Below are 16,283 nucleotides of genomic sequence, written 5' to 3'. Positions count from 1 at the left end.
AGAGACCACTCGCCCCCATCTCAGAGGAACTCGCAACAAACTCAAAGCAAGCATTCCCCTTGACCCCCACACGCCGTTCAACAAAATCCAACATCAACATCACCACCCCCAATAAAAATAAGCAGCCAGCCACCAGCCGCCGATATCCATACTTAAAAATCAGAATCGTCCCATTGCTAACCAGCGTCAAAGCAGAAAAGAAATTAGCCGCAGGGCATTAGCCCCGGTTGAAACGAGTTTGGTATAAAACATCCGAATGAAGAAACATGTTCTATGATATTCCACGAACAGAATCGGGTGAGCCCGAATGCAATTCAAGCCGAGCGCAGCGAGCAGGAGGACACAACGCATGCCCCCAATCTCAGCAACAACTCTTCATGAACAACGAACCGAACCAGTCACAACGCATCACCAGCCAGCCACCACACATCGACCTCCTGTCGCCTCCGGCAATACCGGATTCCATCCGCCATCCTCTTTCGTGTCTTTCGTGGTAGATCAACTCAGCGTCTTCCAAGAAAACCAATCCCCCCATTTTACAAAAAAGAAACTCACCCCCGTAGCTGAAAATCGTTAAGCTGTAGGAAAGCGCACTCTCCTGGTGATGCCGACACGCTGTAAGCAGATGGCAACTTCCTTTAGAACCCGTACCCCATCTCAAGGATTCTGATGTCTGAGGCTGTGACCGATGTTCGACAGTAAGAAACTCCCGCAACTTATGTATGCGCTGCATACAATAATCGTTCAAATGAAATCGGAAGCGACTCAAACGAATCACAGGGAACTCGCGGATTTCTTGAAGACTTTTGAAGACCTCCCCCTTCTTCTAGCGAGTAATCAAGATGAAACAGAGGCCATTCGGCAGCTCATCATCAATGCCGTACAGGTAGACTGCATGAGCACCAGGGCATTGGACGCATTTGACGAAGAGGAACCACCTTTATTGAAGTTGGGTCAGATCGAGAGGGATGCCATGATCAGAGAAGATAAATACCGGCATGCCATGTATGCGCTTCACGTATTTTTTGTCTCGATGGAAAACAATGCAGGTATGGCTGGTGACAGGAGAATGTCAACCGCCTTTGACTATCTCGAAATCATCCCGGAATACATTCTGGAGAAAGCCGACAAAACGGAAAGCATTCGAGAACTGATCAAAGATCTGGTCAATTTATATCCCAATTGTTCTAAAGCCCTGGAGTTATTGGATCAGGAGACTCCTCCCATTTCTGAACAGTAAAACACAGGTTGCAAACTGTGACAGCAGCGCCGGCACTTTACACCTCAACTATTTAGTAGGAAGAACCCCCATGGTCTTTCAGGCATTCAACCCCGACGACGAGGAATCGTTCGACAAAATGCGCGATCTCTTCAGCCCGGCGCAGGTAGACCAGTCCGTCCGTCAGGCACTGATGTTGTGCTGGATGATGCTCCCTGATGACAAACGCAATATCGACGAACTGGAACAGTAGTTCCGCCGCATCGTCGACCGCGCACTGCAAAACCTCCGCGAAGACGGCCAGGCGTTTGGAGGTACTTAAACCCGGAGTGATATCAGAAGTCAAATCCAAATTAACCGGGTAACCCCGAATGCAATTCGGGGTGAGCGCAGCGAACAGGAGGTCCCAGAGCACTCTTGCGAACATCTGAAACGATACAACACTGAAAACCGAAAGCCAATCAGCGTTAACTACACGATTCCAGCTCTGAAACGATTGCATCGATATCAAGGGGCATCACCCGGCCTGCTCTCTCGGCTTCCAGAGACTGCTGAATCTGCTGCTTCAGCTCGGCGTGTCTCTGCTTCAACTCCCGAAAGACCTCCAGCGCTTCTGTAACCAGGGCGCTTTCATCTTCATAATGACCGCTGGCCATTTCTTCTTCGATGAACTTGAGAATCTCTGGGGGATAACCGGTTGACATGACTGTCTCCTGACTGGGAAAGTAGCGATCACATGATCATACCATGAAGTTTGCTGAGATGTCAAAAAGAGAATCTCTGCTTGCAGGATACCTCCCGCCACTCACGAAGCCGAAAGCTTCAACCCCAGCACGCCACCCACGATCAACACCAGACAGAGCCCGCGCCAGATCGTGACCGGTTCACCAAACAGGAAGGCACTCAGCACCGCCGTCCCTAATGCGCCGATCCCCGTCCAGACCGCGTAACCGGTGCCCACCGGAATCGTGCGGACCGCCAGGGCCAGCAGGAACATGCTCGCCGCCATCATGCCAATGGTCAGCACGCTGGGCCACAACCGTGTGAAACCGTCCGTGTATTTCATCCCGACCGCCCAGCCGATCTCCAGCACCGCCGCCACCAAAAGAATCACCCATGCCATAACGCACCTGTCACTGCTATGGCAGGGTCGTCCCCGCCGACGGGAAAAACATGCAGGTCGTCCTGCAATGGGAGTGTTCCCGGCATTATAAGCCCCACATCCGCCGGGACAAGCGGCTAGAGTTCTTCGGTCATCTTGATAACCACTTCTCTCAAAGCCGGTGTAGCCCAAGGTGTGCAGAACCGTTCTCTGTTTTATTTGAGCGAGGCTGAAAATAGATCGAGTTGTTCTGTCAATTCACTGACGGGGTGATGCGCCGCTTCAGTATAAACCTGCAGCATTTCCTCCCAGTATTTAAATTCAAATCGTTGAGCTAGCAGCCCAGCGGTTTCAACACTTGAAAAAGAATTGAAATACTGCCGAATAATATGACAGGCAAACTGTTGATAATTATCAGCAATCACGGAATCAACTTCAGGTCCGTCCTCTAAGTATGATTTGATAAAGATTTGATCATCCATTAAGAACCCCGTTATGGAGGACTGATTCGTGTCCCACAAAATCAATAACTGCCCTGGCTCAGGAAATGCTTCTGGATGTCTGAAAAAAATGGGATATGAAAATTCCAGTGGGGGATCGCAAATACCTGACAATCCTTCCGGGATTGAACCTGAAATGATCTCTCGGAAGACTTCAGGGAATGAAAACTGGTCAATAACCTGAAGCAGGTCTTCTTGAGTTCTAATCATTGGTTTCTGCTGAAAAGGAGGCAGGCCCAGTTGCAACCGGGCTCTTGATTCTTAATCAATGAGTTTGATTATTCGGCAGCGGTTATCCTCTTCCCAATCGGGACTCAGTTCCACTTCAACTTTCTGACCGGGGTTGATCTTAAGAGGTTTTCTGATTCTTGAAACGGCACGTCGAAACTCGGGAGCTAAAACTGCCTCCAGAATGCGTCCATCGGTCAGTTGGACGCGATACAGAGTTAGCATCATACTTTCAACAACACATCCACTTGAGAATAAATTCGACTCTGAATGATTCATCATCAACCCCGATCAAGTGAAATAATTCTATGCATATTTGTTACGGTAAGCAAAGAGGGGGACAGATTCAGGCTCTGGGGACGCGTTCTAAGCTCAGAAAACCAGCAGAACAGAATCATAATCCCAATGAGCAGGGCTCCACGAAAATAATCTCCACAGGAAACCCGAATTCACCCCCTTGACAGAAATAGACAGATCTGTATACTTATATTATTCAGACATGTGACAACTGCAAAGACAAATCAGCCGCAGGGTATTCGCCCCGGTCAGGTGTCTTCGCTGATAATCGTAATAAATACGAACTAACTGGTACCAGAGTCACACGCCATCGAATGAGGTCCGCCTCGTTCTCTTTTTTAGGACATATTATACAGACCTGTCTGTTTATAACAGCTTCAACCCAACACAGGAGACACACATGACTGCCATCAAACCCCCGTTCAATTTCGCCACCGCTACCGCCAAAGTTCGTGCTGCGGAAGATGCCTGGAACAGCCGCGACCCTGAAACGGTCTCCCTGGCCTACTCCCCGGATTCCGAGTGGCGGAACCGCGATCAGTTTCTGCAGGGACGCGATCAGATCCGGGAATTCCTCGCTGGCAAATGGGAGCGGGAACTCGATTACCGGCTCGTCAAATCGCTGTGGAGCTATTCGGAAAACCGCATCGGCGTTCGCTTTCAGTACGAGTATCACGATGCAGACGGCCAATGGTTTCGCGCCTACGGAAATGAACTCTGGGAGTTTGACGAAGCAGGACTCATGCGCCGCCGCGAAGCCAGCATCAACGACGTCCCCATCCCCGCAGACCAGCGCCGTTTTCACTGGCCCACCTCCGGTCCCCGGCCACTGATGCACGCAGGCATTCCGGATGTCGCCTGATCGACTGACAGTCAGACCTCGGAGTCGGCAGCAGCAGATTCCGAGGTCGGGCTGGCAGCTTCAATCCGGTGCCGCTGTTGTAACCAGCGGGCAAGAATCCAGCAGAACAGCGCCCACGCCAGCCCCGCGGTCCAGCCGGCAATCACATCGGTCGGGTAATGCACGCCGAGGTAAATCCGACTGAGCCCGATCAACAGCGTCAGCAGCAGCGCCACGCAGAGCACATAAATCTTCACCCGGGTCTGCTGGATCACCGACGCCAGCAGTGCCCCCAGCGTGAGATAGATCACCGCGGAAAGCATCGAGTGGCCACTGGGGAAGCTGCTGGTATAAACATACGAAAGATGCGGCACCACATCCGGGCGGGGACGGCTGATGAAATGCTTGAGCGCAGAACTGAGCAGCAGCCCTCCGAGGGAAGCGAACAGCAATAACAGAATCACCCGTTTTTTTCCTTCGATCCAGAGATAGCCTGCCACAACCGTCGTAAAGAAAACCAGCGTCGCCACGCCCCCCAGCGCAGTCAGATCGCGGCCCATCTCCTGTACCCAGGGTGCCCCGATGGGAATCGACGGATCGTCGGCCCGTCGCATGGAACGGATGACCCACTTGTCGAACGCCTGGGTCTCCTGTTCCAGCACCTCGTCGGTGAGCTCAATGAACGCCCAGGTAGAGCCGGCCAGGATCAGAAAAAAGACCAGCAGCACCGGTTCGCGACCTTTGAGCCAGTTCATCGCAAACTCGATCCATTTCAGCAGCCGCCGAGAGAACAATTTCATCCATCCGGTTTCAGACATGATTTCAGTTTAGCAGAAAGCACGAAGAAAACTCTATGCTTACACCTCTTCTATCGACGGTAGAGGGCCGACTCTCTCACGGACTCAGGCATCCCCGTTGAGTCGTTTGCGTAAATTTTCGAGTCCGCGTTTGATCAGGGAGGCCACCGCCGTTTCCGAACGACCGAAGTGTTGCTCCAGATCCGCCAGCGACCAGCCTTCAATGTGCCTTAACCGCACCGCTTCCCCCTGGTCTGCGGGAATCGACGCCAGCACTTCAGCCAGCCGCACCGCATCCTCGGCCTGCATCACCCTTTGTGAGGGACTCAGGGTTTCCAGGTGAAACAGCCCCTCCAGACGCGAGCCCGCGACTTCATTACCAACGGCCCGCTTCTCTGCGCCCGCGTGTCGACGTATCGTATCCTGAATATTCCGTTCATGGATTTTCTGCAACCAGGCAACAAACTGCGCCTCTTCTTTCCCGTCGAACTGCTGAAAGTTCCGTAGCGCCGACAGACAGGTCTGCTGCACGATATCCGAATCATCCACGCGTGCCTGCAGCCGACCGTCCAGCGCCCGTTGCGTGATGATTTTCAAATAGGGCCGGTGGCGATCCAGTAATTGTCCGATCGCCTCCTGGTTGCCCTGTAGCGATTCGTTGAGAAGTCGCTGGTATTCCGAGTTGCGCATGCCCGTATCCTGAGAGATCTCGATCGGTAGACAGAATTGGAAGAGTCTCTCTCATTATGCACATCTGCACCCCGGAATAAAACTGATTCTCAACGATTTCTTAACCAGACTGCATAGCCAGCAGTCAACAGTCGACGGGCTGCCTGCTATTCACTGACCAGTCTGACCTTGGGAACGGTTTTGATCGAAGTATCACCCAGCAAATCGCCGATCCGTCTCCCTGTAACCAGCAACATCCCCACTTCGGTCAGCACCACCAGAATGGCGACCGGCACGCCAATCACGAATCCGATTATCGGAATACAAAACAGGAACGGCCCGATACACAACGGAATGTTTCGCAAGATTCGCGGTCCGACCCTTGCAGGGTCGGCACTGTTATTTGACACCTGTAATCCCAGCAGCAGTTTCCCGGGGCTGGCGCCTGCCGCATCGCGGAACAGCCAGTAGCAGCACAGCATCAGGCCGATCAGAATCTGCCCCAGGATCGGAATCAACACCAGCGGCCCCAGGATCAGCGTCAGCAACGCATCGATCACATAAGCGATCGCCCGCAGCAGAACCGGAGCCGTCTCGGATTCCGGCAGACCGGCAACCACTTCAGGCGTCTTCGACTCTGGCTCAGTGCTGGTCCGGGCTGGTAACGCGGTGCTCTCAACCGGCTTTTCAGCGGGGGCAGGTTTCGTTGACGCGGTCTGCTCAACAACCCGTGGTTTCTCAGATGACTTCGGTTTGGGGGGCGTTGTTGAATCGCGGGTCGATGTTCCGCTTTGGATCTTTGTCGCATTCTTTTTCCCGGCCGCAGACCGCCGCGTCTCTACAAAATGCTGCAGCCGTTGAATCTCCCGGGGCGTAAAGGTCCTCTGATTATCATCGGCGGCCGCAATCTTCAGGTGCTGGCAGATTTTGCGAAACTGCGATTCCGAAACGCGCAACCTCTGACATAAATCACTGGAATTCATAGAGATACCTCATTATTCAAACTGCAAAACCATGTGTCAGACAAAGACAAAAGAGGGAATACTGACGTCAGTTGACGAACAGTGCTCAACCTCTCAAGCGACAGCACGGCGCAAACTTGGCGGCGGAAATGCACAATTCCGAAAAAAGGAGAGGCCAGAACCAGCGATTATCAAACAGGCATTCGTAACAGCGTTGAAATAAAAAAAGGCAGGTCTCATTAAGTTGAGACCTGCCCCATTCTTCTTTTGCTGGTTGTCTGACGTTCGCTCAAAATTCACCGATGGCTTCACCACCGTTGGGGGTACTCATCGCTTTTAACACTTCCGGATCAATATTCTCCGAAACAAATCGCACCGCCCCGTCGGAGAGCAGCACATGATTACCGCCCACCATCGACGTCTTCCTCCCCTCTCGCATCACATTGGCAGGATGATCGATATTGGTCGGATCGCCCCACGGCTTGAAGCCCTCTCCCGATTCAATCGCCATGATCGTAGTCGAGGCGCCATCGGTGATATCACGAAACCGTGTGTTCCCGTTGGTCTCCAGCAACAGTTCGTTTCCGATGTAATGCGACAGCGCCAACCCGTCTGGAGAAACGGTTTCCTCAACGGATGGATGCAGATAGTCTGGAATGACCTGGGTAAAATGCTTCCGATTTTCCGGCGTCGTCCAGGGTTGATCCATGTCAATCCGATTGTACAACACCGCCTGATCCATAAAGGGCAGAATGAACGTCTGCCAGCTGTGGTTCGGCTTGCCTTCCACGTTGGTTGTCCCCCCCGGGGTAAACACTCCGAACGTGTCATGGTAGTTATGCATCGCCAGGCCGATCTGCTTCAGATGGTTTTTGGAAGTCGACCGCCGGGCAGCTTCGCGCGCCTGCTCAACGGCAGGTAGCAGCAGAGCCACCAGCACCAGGACGACGAGAATGCCCCCGCCTCCCAGAATCGCGAGGACCAGAATCAGCGTTGTGTTGTTTTTCTTCGGGCTGGCGGAAGCGGAACTCGTCTGTTCAAAGTCGAAGCCCCCACTGCTGACTGTCTCCGCCGGCAAGAGCCCCGGTATCTGACCCGCAGGTCGGAATTCACCCGCCTCCCCTTCTCTCACCAGATCCGACTCCTGCACTTTGCCCTGCGCCGCCAGTTCAATCAGCCGTTCCCGGGTTAAGGGTCCTGCTGTCTGGTCACCACGTTTCACATACCAGTTGGCCATGATGGTCTCTTTCTCGCTGGAGACTCTGGGACAGAGTCAGGTCCAAAACTCAGCAGTAGAAGTACGAACACCAGTCTAACAGATCCGCACCCGACCCGATACGAAAAAATCAGCAACCCGATAGATCGACCACCCACGCTTCGGGTACCCGCTCTTCGACAGCGGTCCGCGCCAGGTTGAACCACCGCCCGGCCTGGTTGAGAATCTGGCTGTCCGCGGAAGCCACGATCTGGTCGGCGGCACTCAACACAGGGTCGGGGTCAGGCACGAGGTCGATCTCCCAGTTCCAGCCCCGCTCCTCACTGAGTTCCCGCAGCATCGTCTTCAGACGACCACTGTTGGAGACCGGCTGATCCAGCAGCCAGCGACAACCGGCCACCTGCCACTCTGCCAGCAGTTCGCCCAGGATCTGAATCGCAGGGATCGTCTCAGCTACCTTACGATAGCTGCCGTGCATACTGGCCATGTCCCGCAGGCAGCCATCGCGGGCCAGTAGAATGACCCCGCCCGATAGCGCCGCCTCCAGCGACGTCAACACGTTATACCCGTCAATCCACAGTTCCGCTCCCGCAAGGTCCGGCGTCTCGACCTGATACATCTGCCGCCGGTTCGCGTCCTCCTCACTACAGGCACAGCGGCCCACCGCCAGCCGCTGCCGCGCGTTCAACGCATAGCGATCCCCCACCAGTTTGAGCGCAGAGACCGAAGCATACCCACCGGTCAACAGCCAGTTCAGATCAGACGTCGCCCGGCACAGATCAGGCTCCGCATCGCGCGCAAACAGCAACCGATCCTGGGGATGAGCGCCCCGATGATTCCGCCGGTCAGGCATCGTCTTTCCTCCGGCTTCTGTTATGACAGACTGTAGTAGATTGCATGATTCATGAGATAGCTCTGCAGGAACTGATTTTCAGGAAAAGAGCTTACTCTATCAGACCATCCGCCTGCATCTGTTGGTTTCGGATTTCCGCATCCTGCTCGAAGTACTCCTCCGCAAAGTAGGTTGGCAACGGTTCTGGTTCCTCATGCAGACGTAAAATTCCTTCCTCGATCAAGGTGCCCATGATTTCGTGAATCTGCTCCCGCAGCCCCGCCGGTTCCCCCGCTTCGTACTGGGCAGCCATTTGTATCACAAATTCATCGACCGTATGTTCGCCATCGGCAGACATGAATACCACCGCATACCAGGGTTCCATCGTGATCATCCGCGGCGCATGCTCACTGAAGCTGTCGTGTACCACCAGTTGCCCCTCCATCGTATGCCAGCACGCCTTACGGGAAAAATACTTCTCATCCATGGTCGACCTCGTTTTTGTCTGGAATCAAATCGGCGTAAAAGCGACGGATAGAATACCCGCAACCACATAGTGTATTTACGTTTATTCTTCGCCGTTTTTCAAGGATGAGTCTGCATTTCAGTGTGAATGCGCCTCGGCCCGCTGCCACCCCACTGGTTCGTCTTGACAGATTTCGGGGTTACGAGTTAGAGTGCCGCGACTCTGGTAGTAGACAATTGTCAGCAAACGCCACTGCCCCACCCCGGCTGACAGTGCCCCTGCGGGCCCCGAAATTGTCGCCTCATCGAGCTGATGAGGAACGGAATCAATCGCCTCGACCCGGGGCCGCGCTCTCGCGAAAGGAATCGAACCATGCGATATCAATTAACGCTGACCCTGCTGACACTCCTGTTAATCCAGGGCTTTGCCCTCGCCAACGATCCTGCAGAACAGTCGCAGGACAAGCCGATTAAACAGGCATCCTTCGCGACACAACCACAGGCTTTGAATCCACCAGCGAATGCCACTCCCTCCGAATTAACGATCCGGAAGGCACTCAAAAAGTCCGTTACACTGAAGGCCGAAAAGAAACCGCTGGCCGACGTGCTGCTTACGCTCTCCCGGGATCTCGGCATCAACGTTTTCGTCGATACTCGGGGTCTGAATGAAGTCGGCATAATCCCTGAGAATCCCGTCACCATCGAAGTCGAAGGCATCCAGTTAAAGAGCGTGCTCAACCTGATGCTGTTACCACTGGATCTCGCGTATACCGTCAAAGATGAAGTTCTCGTCATTACCAGCAAGACGCGGGCCCAGGGTGAGCGCACCACACGCACCTATCCCGTCGCCGATTTAGTGATCCCCATTCCCATGACCGGTCCGGTTTCCGCTGATGAACCAATTCCGGTCGTCAACAGAAACTCGGTCGACTTCAACTCGCTGATCGAAGTCATTGAAGCCTCGGTGCAACCTGTCGATTGGGAGCGGATCGGTGGCACAGGTTCGATTCGCGCGTTTGATCCCACGATGTGCCTCGTCATCCGGCAGTCGAAAGAGGCGCACCAGGAAATCGAAACACTACTCACAGAACTCCGCCGGCAGCGGGATTTTCACGTTTCCATAGAAACCCGCATCCTGGAAAACCTGCCGGACAAAGCCTGGGAACGTCTGGGCCTCGATCTGGATGCCAACAGTCTGACTGCCCGTACTCAACAAAACAAAGGTCCGCTGGGGGGAGTCCTGCTCAACGACGAAGAGGTCAAGTCGCTTCTGGAAGCGGCACAAAATCACAGCCGGACCAATCTGATCCAGCCGCCTGAAGTTGCTTTGTTGAACGGCTACACCGCCCATGTAACCGAGTATGAGGCGGGAGGTAAGCCGCACCCATTGCAGCGTCCCTTCTATCTGCAGCCGGTGATTTCCGCAGATCGTCGTGAAGTCCGCCTCAACCTGCGGGTCAGCGATCAACAGTCAGCCGATTCGAATCTGCAGACCTACGTCACGACCGTCCCCGATGGCAAAGCCGTCCTCATCGAACTCGTCGCGCAGAAGACCAACCAGACAGGAGTCCCCGTTTCAGACAATGCGGCCGACGCGAAAGTCTTCAAGCAGACCAGCGCCGATCAGACGCGAACCTTCCTGCTGCTCCGCCCGAAAATCGTCGTCCAGCAAGAAGAGGAAGAACCAGTCTCACCTCCCGCGGAATAAATTCGCTCCCGTCACCAGACGATTCAGTCCAAACCGACGTCCTTTCCGGAAGGCAACCGGGTTCAACTCATTATCGCCAGTCATAAAACCACCCGGCTTCAGACTGTCGTCCTGGACTTCGATCCCCACATACAGAATCCCCGGCGTTCCTTCACGCGTGATGTAGAAGAACGTGACGGTATCCAGCGGTCTGGCTTTGCTGGTCTCCGGATCGAAGCTCACCAGCAGATCCTGTTGGTTGACGCGTCCTTCCGCCCGCAGTGCATCGATGGAAGTCTGGTCCAAGGTTTCTTTCCACCGCGACTTGGGCAACTCCCATGTCCGGAGACCGATGGGCCGCAGAACAAACTGAGTCTGCCCCTCTTCTCCTTTGATTTCGTCCCCCAGCATATCGTAACCCTGCCCGGCTGCCCATTCCCGGATTTCCTTCAACAGCTCGTCTGACAGTTTCTGATCACGCCAGCGTTTCGGCAATGCGGTCGCCCGTCCGGTATCGAGATCATAAAACACGAGCCCCTCCGGTGCGCTACGAATCGACTGCAGCACCCAGCCGCTCGTGCCACTCTCCGTCTTCAACAGCGCGGAGGACGGAATGGAATCAGGCGCTGCCGGAGCAGGCAACGGGGGCAGGTTCACTTGATAAAACGCGGGGGCATCAGTGAATTCCTGTGCGTGCTTCTCCCACCACTGCGCCCAACGTGTGGCAACCTGGTGGAACAGCGCCGCCTTGGCCTGTTTCTGACTGGGGAAATCGTACTCATTTAGAAAGATGTGATTCAGTTCCTGATCACCAAAATTCTGACCGGTCAGCGACTCCAGGGCACCAAAGATTTCGCGGACAGGCCGCCCAAATCCATATTCACTGCCTCTGTGTTGCTGACTCAGGTCGTGCTGTTGCATGAACTTGAGCAGTGCGACATCGGTTTCCCGAATCTGCAAACCCATATCGGAACCGGGGCGAATTAACGTTTTGGGAATTGCCCGGATCAGGCCGGGAACCGCGCGTTTGTCACCAATCGCACGCAAGATAAAACCGAGACAACGGAGCATCATATCATCCGATGTCTGATCCAGTTCAGCAACCAGTTCCGGCACCACGTCAGGTCCGAGGACCGCGATCTTCCGCAGTTGATTGGCCCACTCATCGCTGAACCGGTCCGACCCTGAATTCATCTCCTTGAGTTCCGCCAGTAGTTTTTCAACGGATTTATTGGAAGGCAACTTTGCCTCATCCTCCTCGGTAGCGACAGGTGGGGATTGTCTTTGATCATCCACTAACGCGGCTCTCATTAACTTACTCCGTAACATCAGGTCCGGGTCAGGAACCTGCGGCTTCTCCGCCAGCTCACCGATGACAATATCACGGTGCACGGTCTGACCATCGCCGACATTCAGATAACCCGGGGTAGAGCTCCCGTTCATCAGGTAAATGTAGTTTCGTCCCGGAGCCACGTGCAGACGATAGGTTCCATCCGCCTGTACTCTGGTGCTAGTGACTGCAGCCCCGGTCATCGGTCGCGCCGGCCCATGATGGGCCACTTGCATCTTCAGCTTGTCGCCATCAATGGGTTGGTCCGTCGCCGGATCAATCACTTTCCCGGTCACATAGCCACCCCGGGCCATCGGGATATCTCTGCCCGCCTGCCGCTGTCCCTCCATCACTTTCAGGGCTTTGATCGCCAGGGGCATCCGCTCCGGTGCGACGGCCCAGATATTGTAATAATCGGTCGTCATGCGGAGTTTGTAGTTTCCGTTGGCATCCGTCCTGGTTGTGAAACCACCATATCGGGCGATCCCTTGCGCATGAACCTCAACATCGGCCAGCGGTTCTCCCGTCACCAGATCAACCACCTGCCCTTCCACAATCGCCGGGGGATGCAATGTAACGTCAACGGTTTGCGGAAGCTGCGAATACGACGCGATCGTGATCGGATAATCTGCGTGATGCACCCGGAACAAGCATCGCGTGACCGTGTACCCTTTTTTGCTCGACGGGGACTTTGTGTTCGACTTATCTGAATTCGAGGCAGCCAGGTCCTTAATGGTATACCGCCCCTGGCTGTCGGTTTTGGCCATCAGGAAGTCCGGTATTGGATACTGATCTGGCTGCAGCGTGACCACCGCATCAGCAACCGGATTTCCGTTTTCATCAGTTATTGTACCGCTCAAGGCAGCGGTGTCTGATTTCATGCGCAAGGATAACTTAGGTCGTTGGTACTCTGGCCACATCGACCACATCGCCGACGAATAACCAGCCTTGGTGGCAACCATGGTCAGGCGGCCCCCCTCACCAGGCATCTGCACATCTTTAAATTTAAAGTGACCACGGTCATCAATGGTTGTCTCCCCCTGGAAGACAGGCTTGGCATACCCTTCGGGATAACGATAAAGCTTCACCCTCGCCCCCGGTTCGCCGGTTCCGGAGAGCGTCTCTTTGACACCCTGAGCCTGCTCACTCTCCTGGACCTGCACTGCCTGTGGTTGTTCTTTAGCCTCCGTCGGCTGTTCCTGAGCGCGACTGATGCGCACCACTCCCAGGAGAACCACCATCGCGACCGCCGTCGTCAGCATGCTGCCCGCCTGCCAGCGGTTCAATCCCCTGCTGGCCCGGTTACGACTCACGGCTTCAATTCGTTTACGCACCTGTGATCGACGGGCCATCGCCAGGGCGGCACTCCTGTTTCGCTCTGCCACGCGTAACGCCAGCCCCGCCAGCAGACGCCCATACAATTTGTCGTCACCCAGGTAGCCGGCGGCTTTTAAATCGCACAGTTCATCGCAGGCGTCCGCATGCACGACGCGGGTTCTCCACATCAGCGGATGGAACCAGAGCAGAATCTGTAACAGCGTGAAAAGATGATGCCAGCGCAGGTCATTCCCCCGGCAGTGGGCGATCTCATGTGCCAAAGACGCCTGTAATTCCTGGCGTTCTGCAGCAGCGCATTGTTGCACCGGTATTAATACCCCGGGTCGCCATGCCCCTACGATAAAGGGAGTTTGCACTTCCTCACTGCAACGGACATCAATCGATTTCAGATACCCGAGCTGTGCAGCAATCGTATCGGCCTGATCCTGAATTGCGGCAGGCACTGGTGTCGCACGTCGATAGAGTGCCACGAGTCTGAGCACGCCGCCCAACCAGCTCAATGTAAGCAGCACCACGCCGAGGCCCCAGATAACGCAGGCATAACCCGACAAACCAGTGGGAAACCAACCTGCTGTGAGAGCCGTCTCCTGCGTCCCCGCATTCTCAACAATAGATGCCTGCGTGGCGGCGGTGTCCTCGATCGGCGGCCGTTCATTCAGCGGTATTAATCCTGTGTCAGAGAGTTCAACCTCCCGGGATAAGGGACCACTCAAAGGCACAGTCAGCTCTATGTCAGCAGCCGTTACATTCAGATCAGGAGGTTCGACGACCTCATCCACTTCCATAACAGGGGAGGCCGCAGGCAGCAGTGCCAGCTGCAATCGGTAAGGAAACAGACTCAAGACCGTCACGATTATCAGACTGGCCGCCGTCATCCGCCAGAGTAAAATTCGCAGCCGGGGATTCCAGCGGCTGCAGGCACAGTGACAGAGCCAGGCCACCATCAGAATCAACGTCAATCGAATCAGAATCAGCAGGGCACTATTTGGTAAAGCATCACTGCTGCCCATCAACCAGTTCAAGGTGGATGACATCTTCGCCTCCCGAATCATTTTTGCTGGGGATCATCTGCCAGCCGTTTGAGTTCCAGTAACTCGTCCTGGCTCAGCTTCTCTGCGCGAATCAGATCCAGAATGAGTTTCCTGGCGGAACCTTCGCAGTAAGCATCGACAATCTGACGAATCGTCGAACGAAACGCCGCCTTGCGACGCGTGATCGCCTTGTAATAGTAAGCCTTACCGACCTTGCGACGTGAGATGTGCCCCTTCTCGACGAGGATCGCAAGGTAGGAACGCAGCGCCGGATTTTTGATCGGCTCCGGAAAATGCTGCTGCAACTCGCTCGGCTTCAGCTCACCCTGTTCCCACAGGATCTGCATCACAGCAAGTTCGCCTGGTGTAAAACGCGACATCGGACTTCCCCCTCCAATGTGCAGATAATACTGCACATTGATCGCGCTGGCAAGCTTTTTCTTGCTAGAAAATAGACAGCCGTCCCTCAATCAGACAAAAATCAAGCCTCACAAAAAATCTTTTCCGCGGCGATTTTCTGCTTGACCTCTCATCTACAATTTGTAGTATTACACTTGTAGATTTTGTAGTAGACCTGATTGAGGAGCATTCCGTGAAACTCGGTGGACGGCAATTAGCCATTATGCGTGTGTTGTGGGATCGTGGCGAAGCCACGGTCATGGACGTTCAGGAATCACTGGATCTGGAACGGCCGCTGGCCTATTCCACCGTGGCGACAGTGCTCTCGCGGATGGAACAGAAAGGGCTGGTCAGGCATCGGGCCCAGGGACGCGTGTTCTACTATCAGCCGGCAATCACCGAGGATGGCATTGGTACTTCGCTCGTCGATGAACTCGTCGATCGCATCTTTGGCGGCAGTCCCTCTGCACTGGTCAGCCATCTGCTGGAAAGCGATCAGGTCGACCCCGATGAACTCGACCGCATTAAACGACTGGTCTCCAAACATGAGAAAACGAAACCCAAAAAGAAAGGGGATCGCTCATGACAGAATTCCTGACCGCTGCCAACGGGCTGTTCTCGTTCCTGGTCACATACCTGATTCATTCCACCCTCCTGGGTCTCCTGGTTTTATTGGCCTTCAAGTACGGGCCGCGCATCAGAACGGAAACCCGCGTCACGTTCCTGAAAGTCGCCCTGCTCGGCCCCCTGCTTTCCAGCCTGATCGTCACACTCGACTACTTACCCCACTTCGGCTGGCAATGGTCGATCACCTCTGTAACGGAAGCATCCAGTTCACCCGCTGAGACCGATCATCAGCGGGACAGGGATGACTTATTGAACTCAGCTTTGATGCCTGAAACTCAGGGGAAATATGCGAGAGGTTCCCGCGATAACGCGACCGCGGCCCCCGCACTCGCAGCAGTGGATGCAAAAACCCAGGAGTCGTCAAGCAGACAGTCACCTTCGGGTTCCGCGCACGGCTGGATCATCCGCTCGGTCTGCTGTCTTATCTTTCTGACAGCATGTTTCTCAGGGGGAATGCTGATTCTGTATCAACTCCGCCAGTTGCGGCGTTTACGGTTGGAAGGACTGCCTGTCACAACACCAGACACACGATCGCTCGTCAAGCGACTGTCTCGCCAGGCGGGGCTCCGGGAACCGGTCAGTGTACTCGAATCTCAACGGATTTGACGTGCCCCCACGAATGACACCAGTCACAAGACTCAGTGTTCTTTTGTGTCAATGGCTGTTCTGCTCGCCTGTTGGAGCGGAGCGGAAGCAGGCGAGCAGAACAGCTTCGCTTCCGGTACCGGGGCTCTGTAGCCCAG

The 16,283-nt window shown here is 54.7% G+C and carries 17 protein-coding genes; 6 read left to right on the top strand and 11 right to left on the bottom strand.

Translation table 11 applies throughout. From position 1 onward, the window contains the following. Window positions 1–688: 688 nt before the first annotated feature. Window positions 689–1,240, top strand: a complete 552-nt coding sequence (locus tag RID21_RS27865) for a hypothetical protein (RefSeq protein WP_145180060.1) — start codon at window positions 689–691, stop codon at window positions 1,238–1,240. Window positions 1,241–1,310: 70 nt separating this feature from the next. Then, complete coding sequence (locus RID21_RS27860) at window positions 1,311–1,472, top strand: hypothetical protein (RefSeq protein ID WP_350194679.1); 162 nt, start codon at window positions 1,311–1,313, stop codon at window positions 1,470–1,472. A 214-nt stretch (window positions 1,473–1,686) separates the two neighbouring features. Here RID21_RS27860 and RID21_RS27855 read toward each other — a convergent pair whose 3' ends face one another. From RID21_RS27855 to RID21_RS27845, 3 genes are all read right to left on the bottom strand, one after another. Next, window positions 1,687–1,923 carry a ribbon-helix-helix domain-containing protein gene (locus RID21_RS27855; protein WP_350194677.1) on the bottom strand — a complete coding sequence of 79 codons (237 nt, stop codon included), beginning with the start codon at window positions 1,921–1,923 and terminating at the stop codon, window positions 1,687–1,689. Window positions 1,924–2,024: 101 nt separating this feature from the next. Beyond that, the gene (locus RID21_RS27850) at window positions 2,025–2,342 is read right to left on the bottom strand and encodes a DMT family transporter (RefSeq protein ID WP_155364467.1); all 318 of its coding nucleotides are present in this window, start codon (window positions 2,340–2,342) and stop codon (window positions 2,025–2,027) included. Between the two features lie 194 nt (window positions 2,343–2,536). Continuing rightward, a complete protein-coding gene (locus tag RID21_RS27845) occupies window positions 2,537–3,067 on the bottom strand; it encodes a hypothetical protein (protein WP_350194675.1) in 531 nt (176 codons plus the stop codon). A gap of 679 nt (window positions 3,068–3,746) precedes the next feature. On the opposite strand from RID21_RS27845, the gene RID21_RS27840 reads away from it, so the two are divergent. Then, the gene (locus tag RID21_RS27840) at window positions 3,747–4,208 is read left to right on the top strand and encodes a nuclear transport factor 2 family protein (protein WP_145438359.1); all 462 of its coding nucleotides are present in this window, start codon (window positions 3,747–3,749) and stop codon (window positions 4,206–4,208) included. 11 nt (window positions 4,209–4,219) lie between these two features. On the opposite strand, the gene RID21_RS27835 is transcribed toward RID21_RS27840, so the two are convergent. From RID21_RS27835 to RID21_RS27810, 6 genes are all read right to left on the bottom strand, one after another. Next, complete coding sequence (locus RID21_RS27835) at window positions 4,220–4,987, bottom strand: phosphatase PAP2 family protein (protein WP_350194673.1); 768 nt, start codon at window positions 4,985–4,987, stop codon at window positions 4,220–4,222. Window positions 4,988–5,089: 102 nt separating this feature from the next. Next, entirely contained in the window at window positions 5,090–5,674 is a 585-nt protein-coding gene (locus RID21_RS27830; protein ID WP_350194671.1) for a sigma-70 family RNA polymerase sigma factor, read from the bottom strand. Between the two features lie 146 nt (window positions 5,675–5,820). Further along, window positions 5,821–6,636, bottom strand: a complete 816-nt coding sequence (locus RID21_RS27825; protein ID WP_350194669.1) for an RDD family protein — start codon at window positions 6,634–6,636, stop codon at window positions 5,821–5,823. A gap of 268 nt (window positions 6,637–6,904) precedes the next feature. Continuing rightward, the gene (locus RID21_RS27820) at window positions 6,905–7,852 is read right to left on the bottom strand and encodes a DUF1559 family PulG-like putative transporter (RefSeq protein WP_350194667.1); all 948 of its coding nucleotides are present in this window, start codon (window positions 7,850–7,852) and stop codon (window positions 6,905–6,907) included. A gap of 109 nt (window positions 7,853–7,961) precedes the next feature. Further along, on the bottom strand, window positions 7,962–8,684 hold the full coding sequence (locus RID21_RS27815) for a DUF434 domain-containing protein (RefSeq protein ID WP_350194665.1): 723 nt from the start codon (window positions 8,682–8,684) through the stop codon (window positions 7,962–7,964). Window positions 8,685–8,775: 91 nt separating this feature from the next. Then, window positions 8,776–9,150 (bottom strand): hypothetical protein, encoded by a 375-nt coding sequence (locus tag RID21_RS27810; protein ID WP_350194663.1) that lies wholly within the window; start codon window positions 9,148–9,150, stop codon window positions 8,776–8,778. A gap of 351 nt (window positions 9,151–9,501) precedes the next feature. Here RID21_RS27810 and RID21_RS27805 point away from each other — a divergent pair, with 351 nt between their 5' ends. After that, entirely contained in the window at window positions 9,502–10,836 is a 1,335-nt protein-coding gene (locus RID21_RS27805; RefSeq protein WP_350194661.1) for a hypothetical protein, read from the top strand. Here RID21_RS27805 and RID21_RS27800 read toward each other — a convergent pair. Both RID21_RS27800 and RID21_RS27795 read right to left on the bottom strand, forming a co-directional pair. Then, window positions 10,819–14,517, bottom strand: coding sequence for a M56 family metallopeptidase (locus RID21_RS27800; protein ID WP_350194659.1), 3,699 nt, complete (start codon window positions 14,515–14,517; stop codon window positions 10,819–10,821). The two genes, RID21_RS27805 and RID21_RS27800, sit on opposite strands and share 18 nt — an antisense overlap. A gap of 14 nt (window positions 14,518–14,531) precedes the next feature. Then, window positions 14,532–14,894: a BlaI/MecI/CopY family transcriptional regulator gene (locus RID21_RS27795; RefSeq protein WP_145438349.1), complete on the bottom strand. Its 363-nt coding sequence runs from the start codon at window positions 14,892–14,894 to the stop codon at window positions 14,532–14,534. A 212-nt stretch (window positions 14,895–15,106) separates the two neighbouring features. On the opposite strand from RID21_RS27795, the gene RID21_RS27790 reads away from it, so the two are divergent. Further along, window positions 15,107–15,499, top strand: coding sequence for a BlaI/MecI/CopY family transcriptional regulator (locus RID21_RS27790; protein WP_145438348.1), 393 nt, complete (start codon window positions 15,107–15,109; stop codon window positions 15,497–15,499). Next, on the top strand, window positions 15,496–16,146 hold the full coding sequence (locus tag RID21_RS27785) for a hypothetical protein (RefSeq protein WP_350194657.1): 651 nt from the start codon (window positions 15,496–15,498) through the stop codon (window positions 16,144–16,146). The genes RID21_RS27790 and RID21_RS27785 overlap by 4 nt, the downstream gene beginning before the upstream one ends. Window positions 16,147–16,283 lie beyond the last annotated feature (137 nt).

The organism is Gimesia sp. (genome assembly GCF_040219335.1).
Lineage (GTDB): Bacteria > Planctomycetota > Planctomycetia > Planctomycetales > Planctomycetaceae > Gimesia.
The sequence above is the reverse complement of the archived record's forward strand: the minus strand, read 5'-3'. Positions and strand labels throughout refer to the sequence as shown.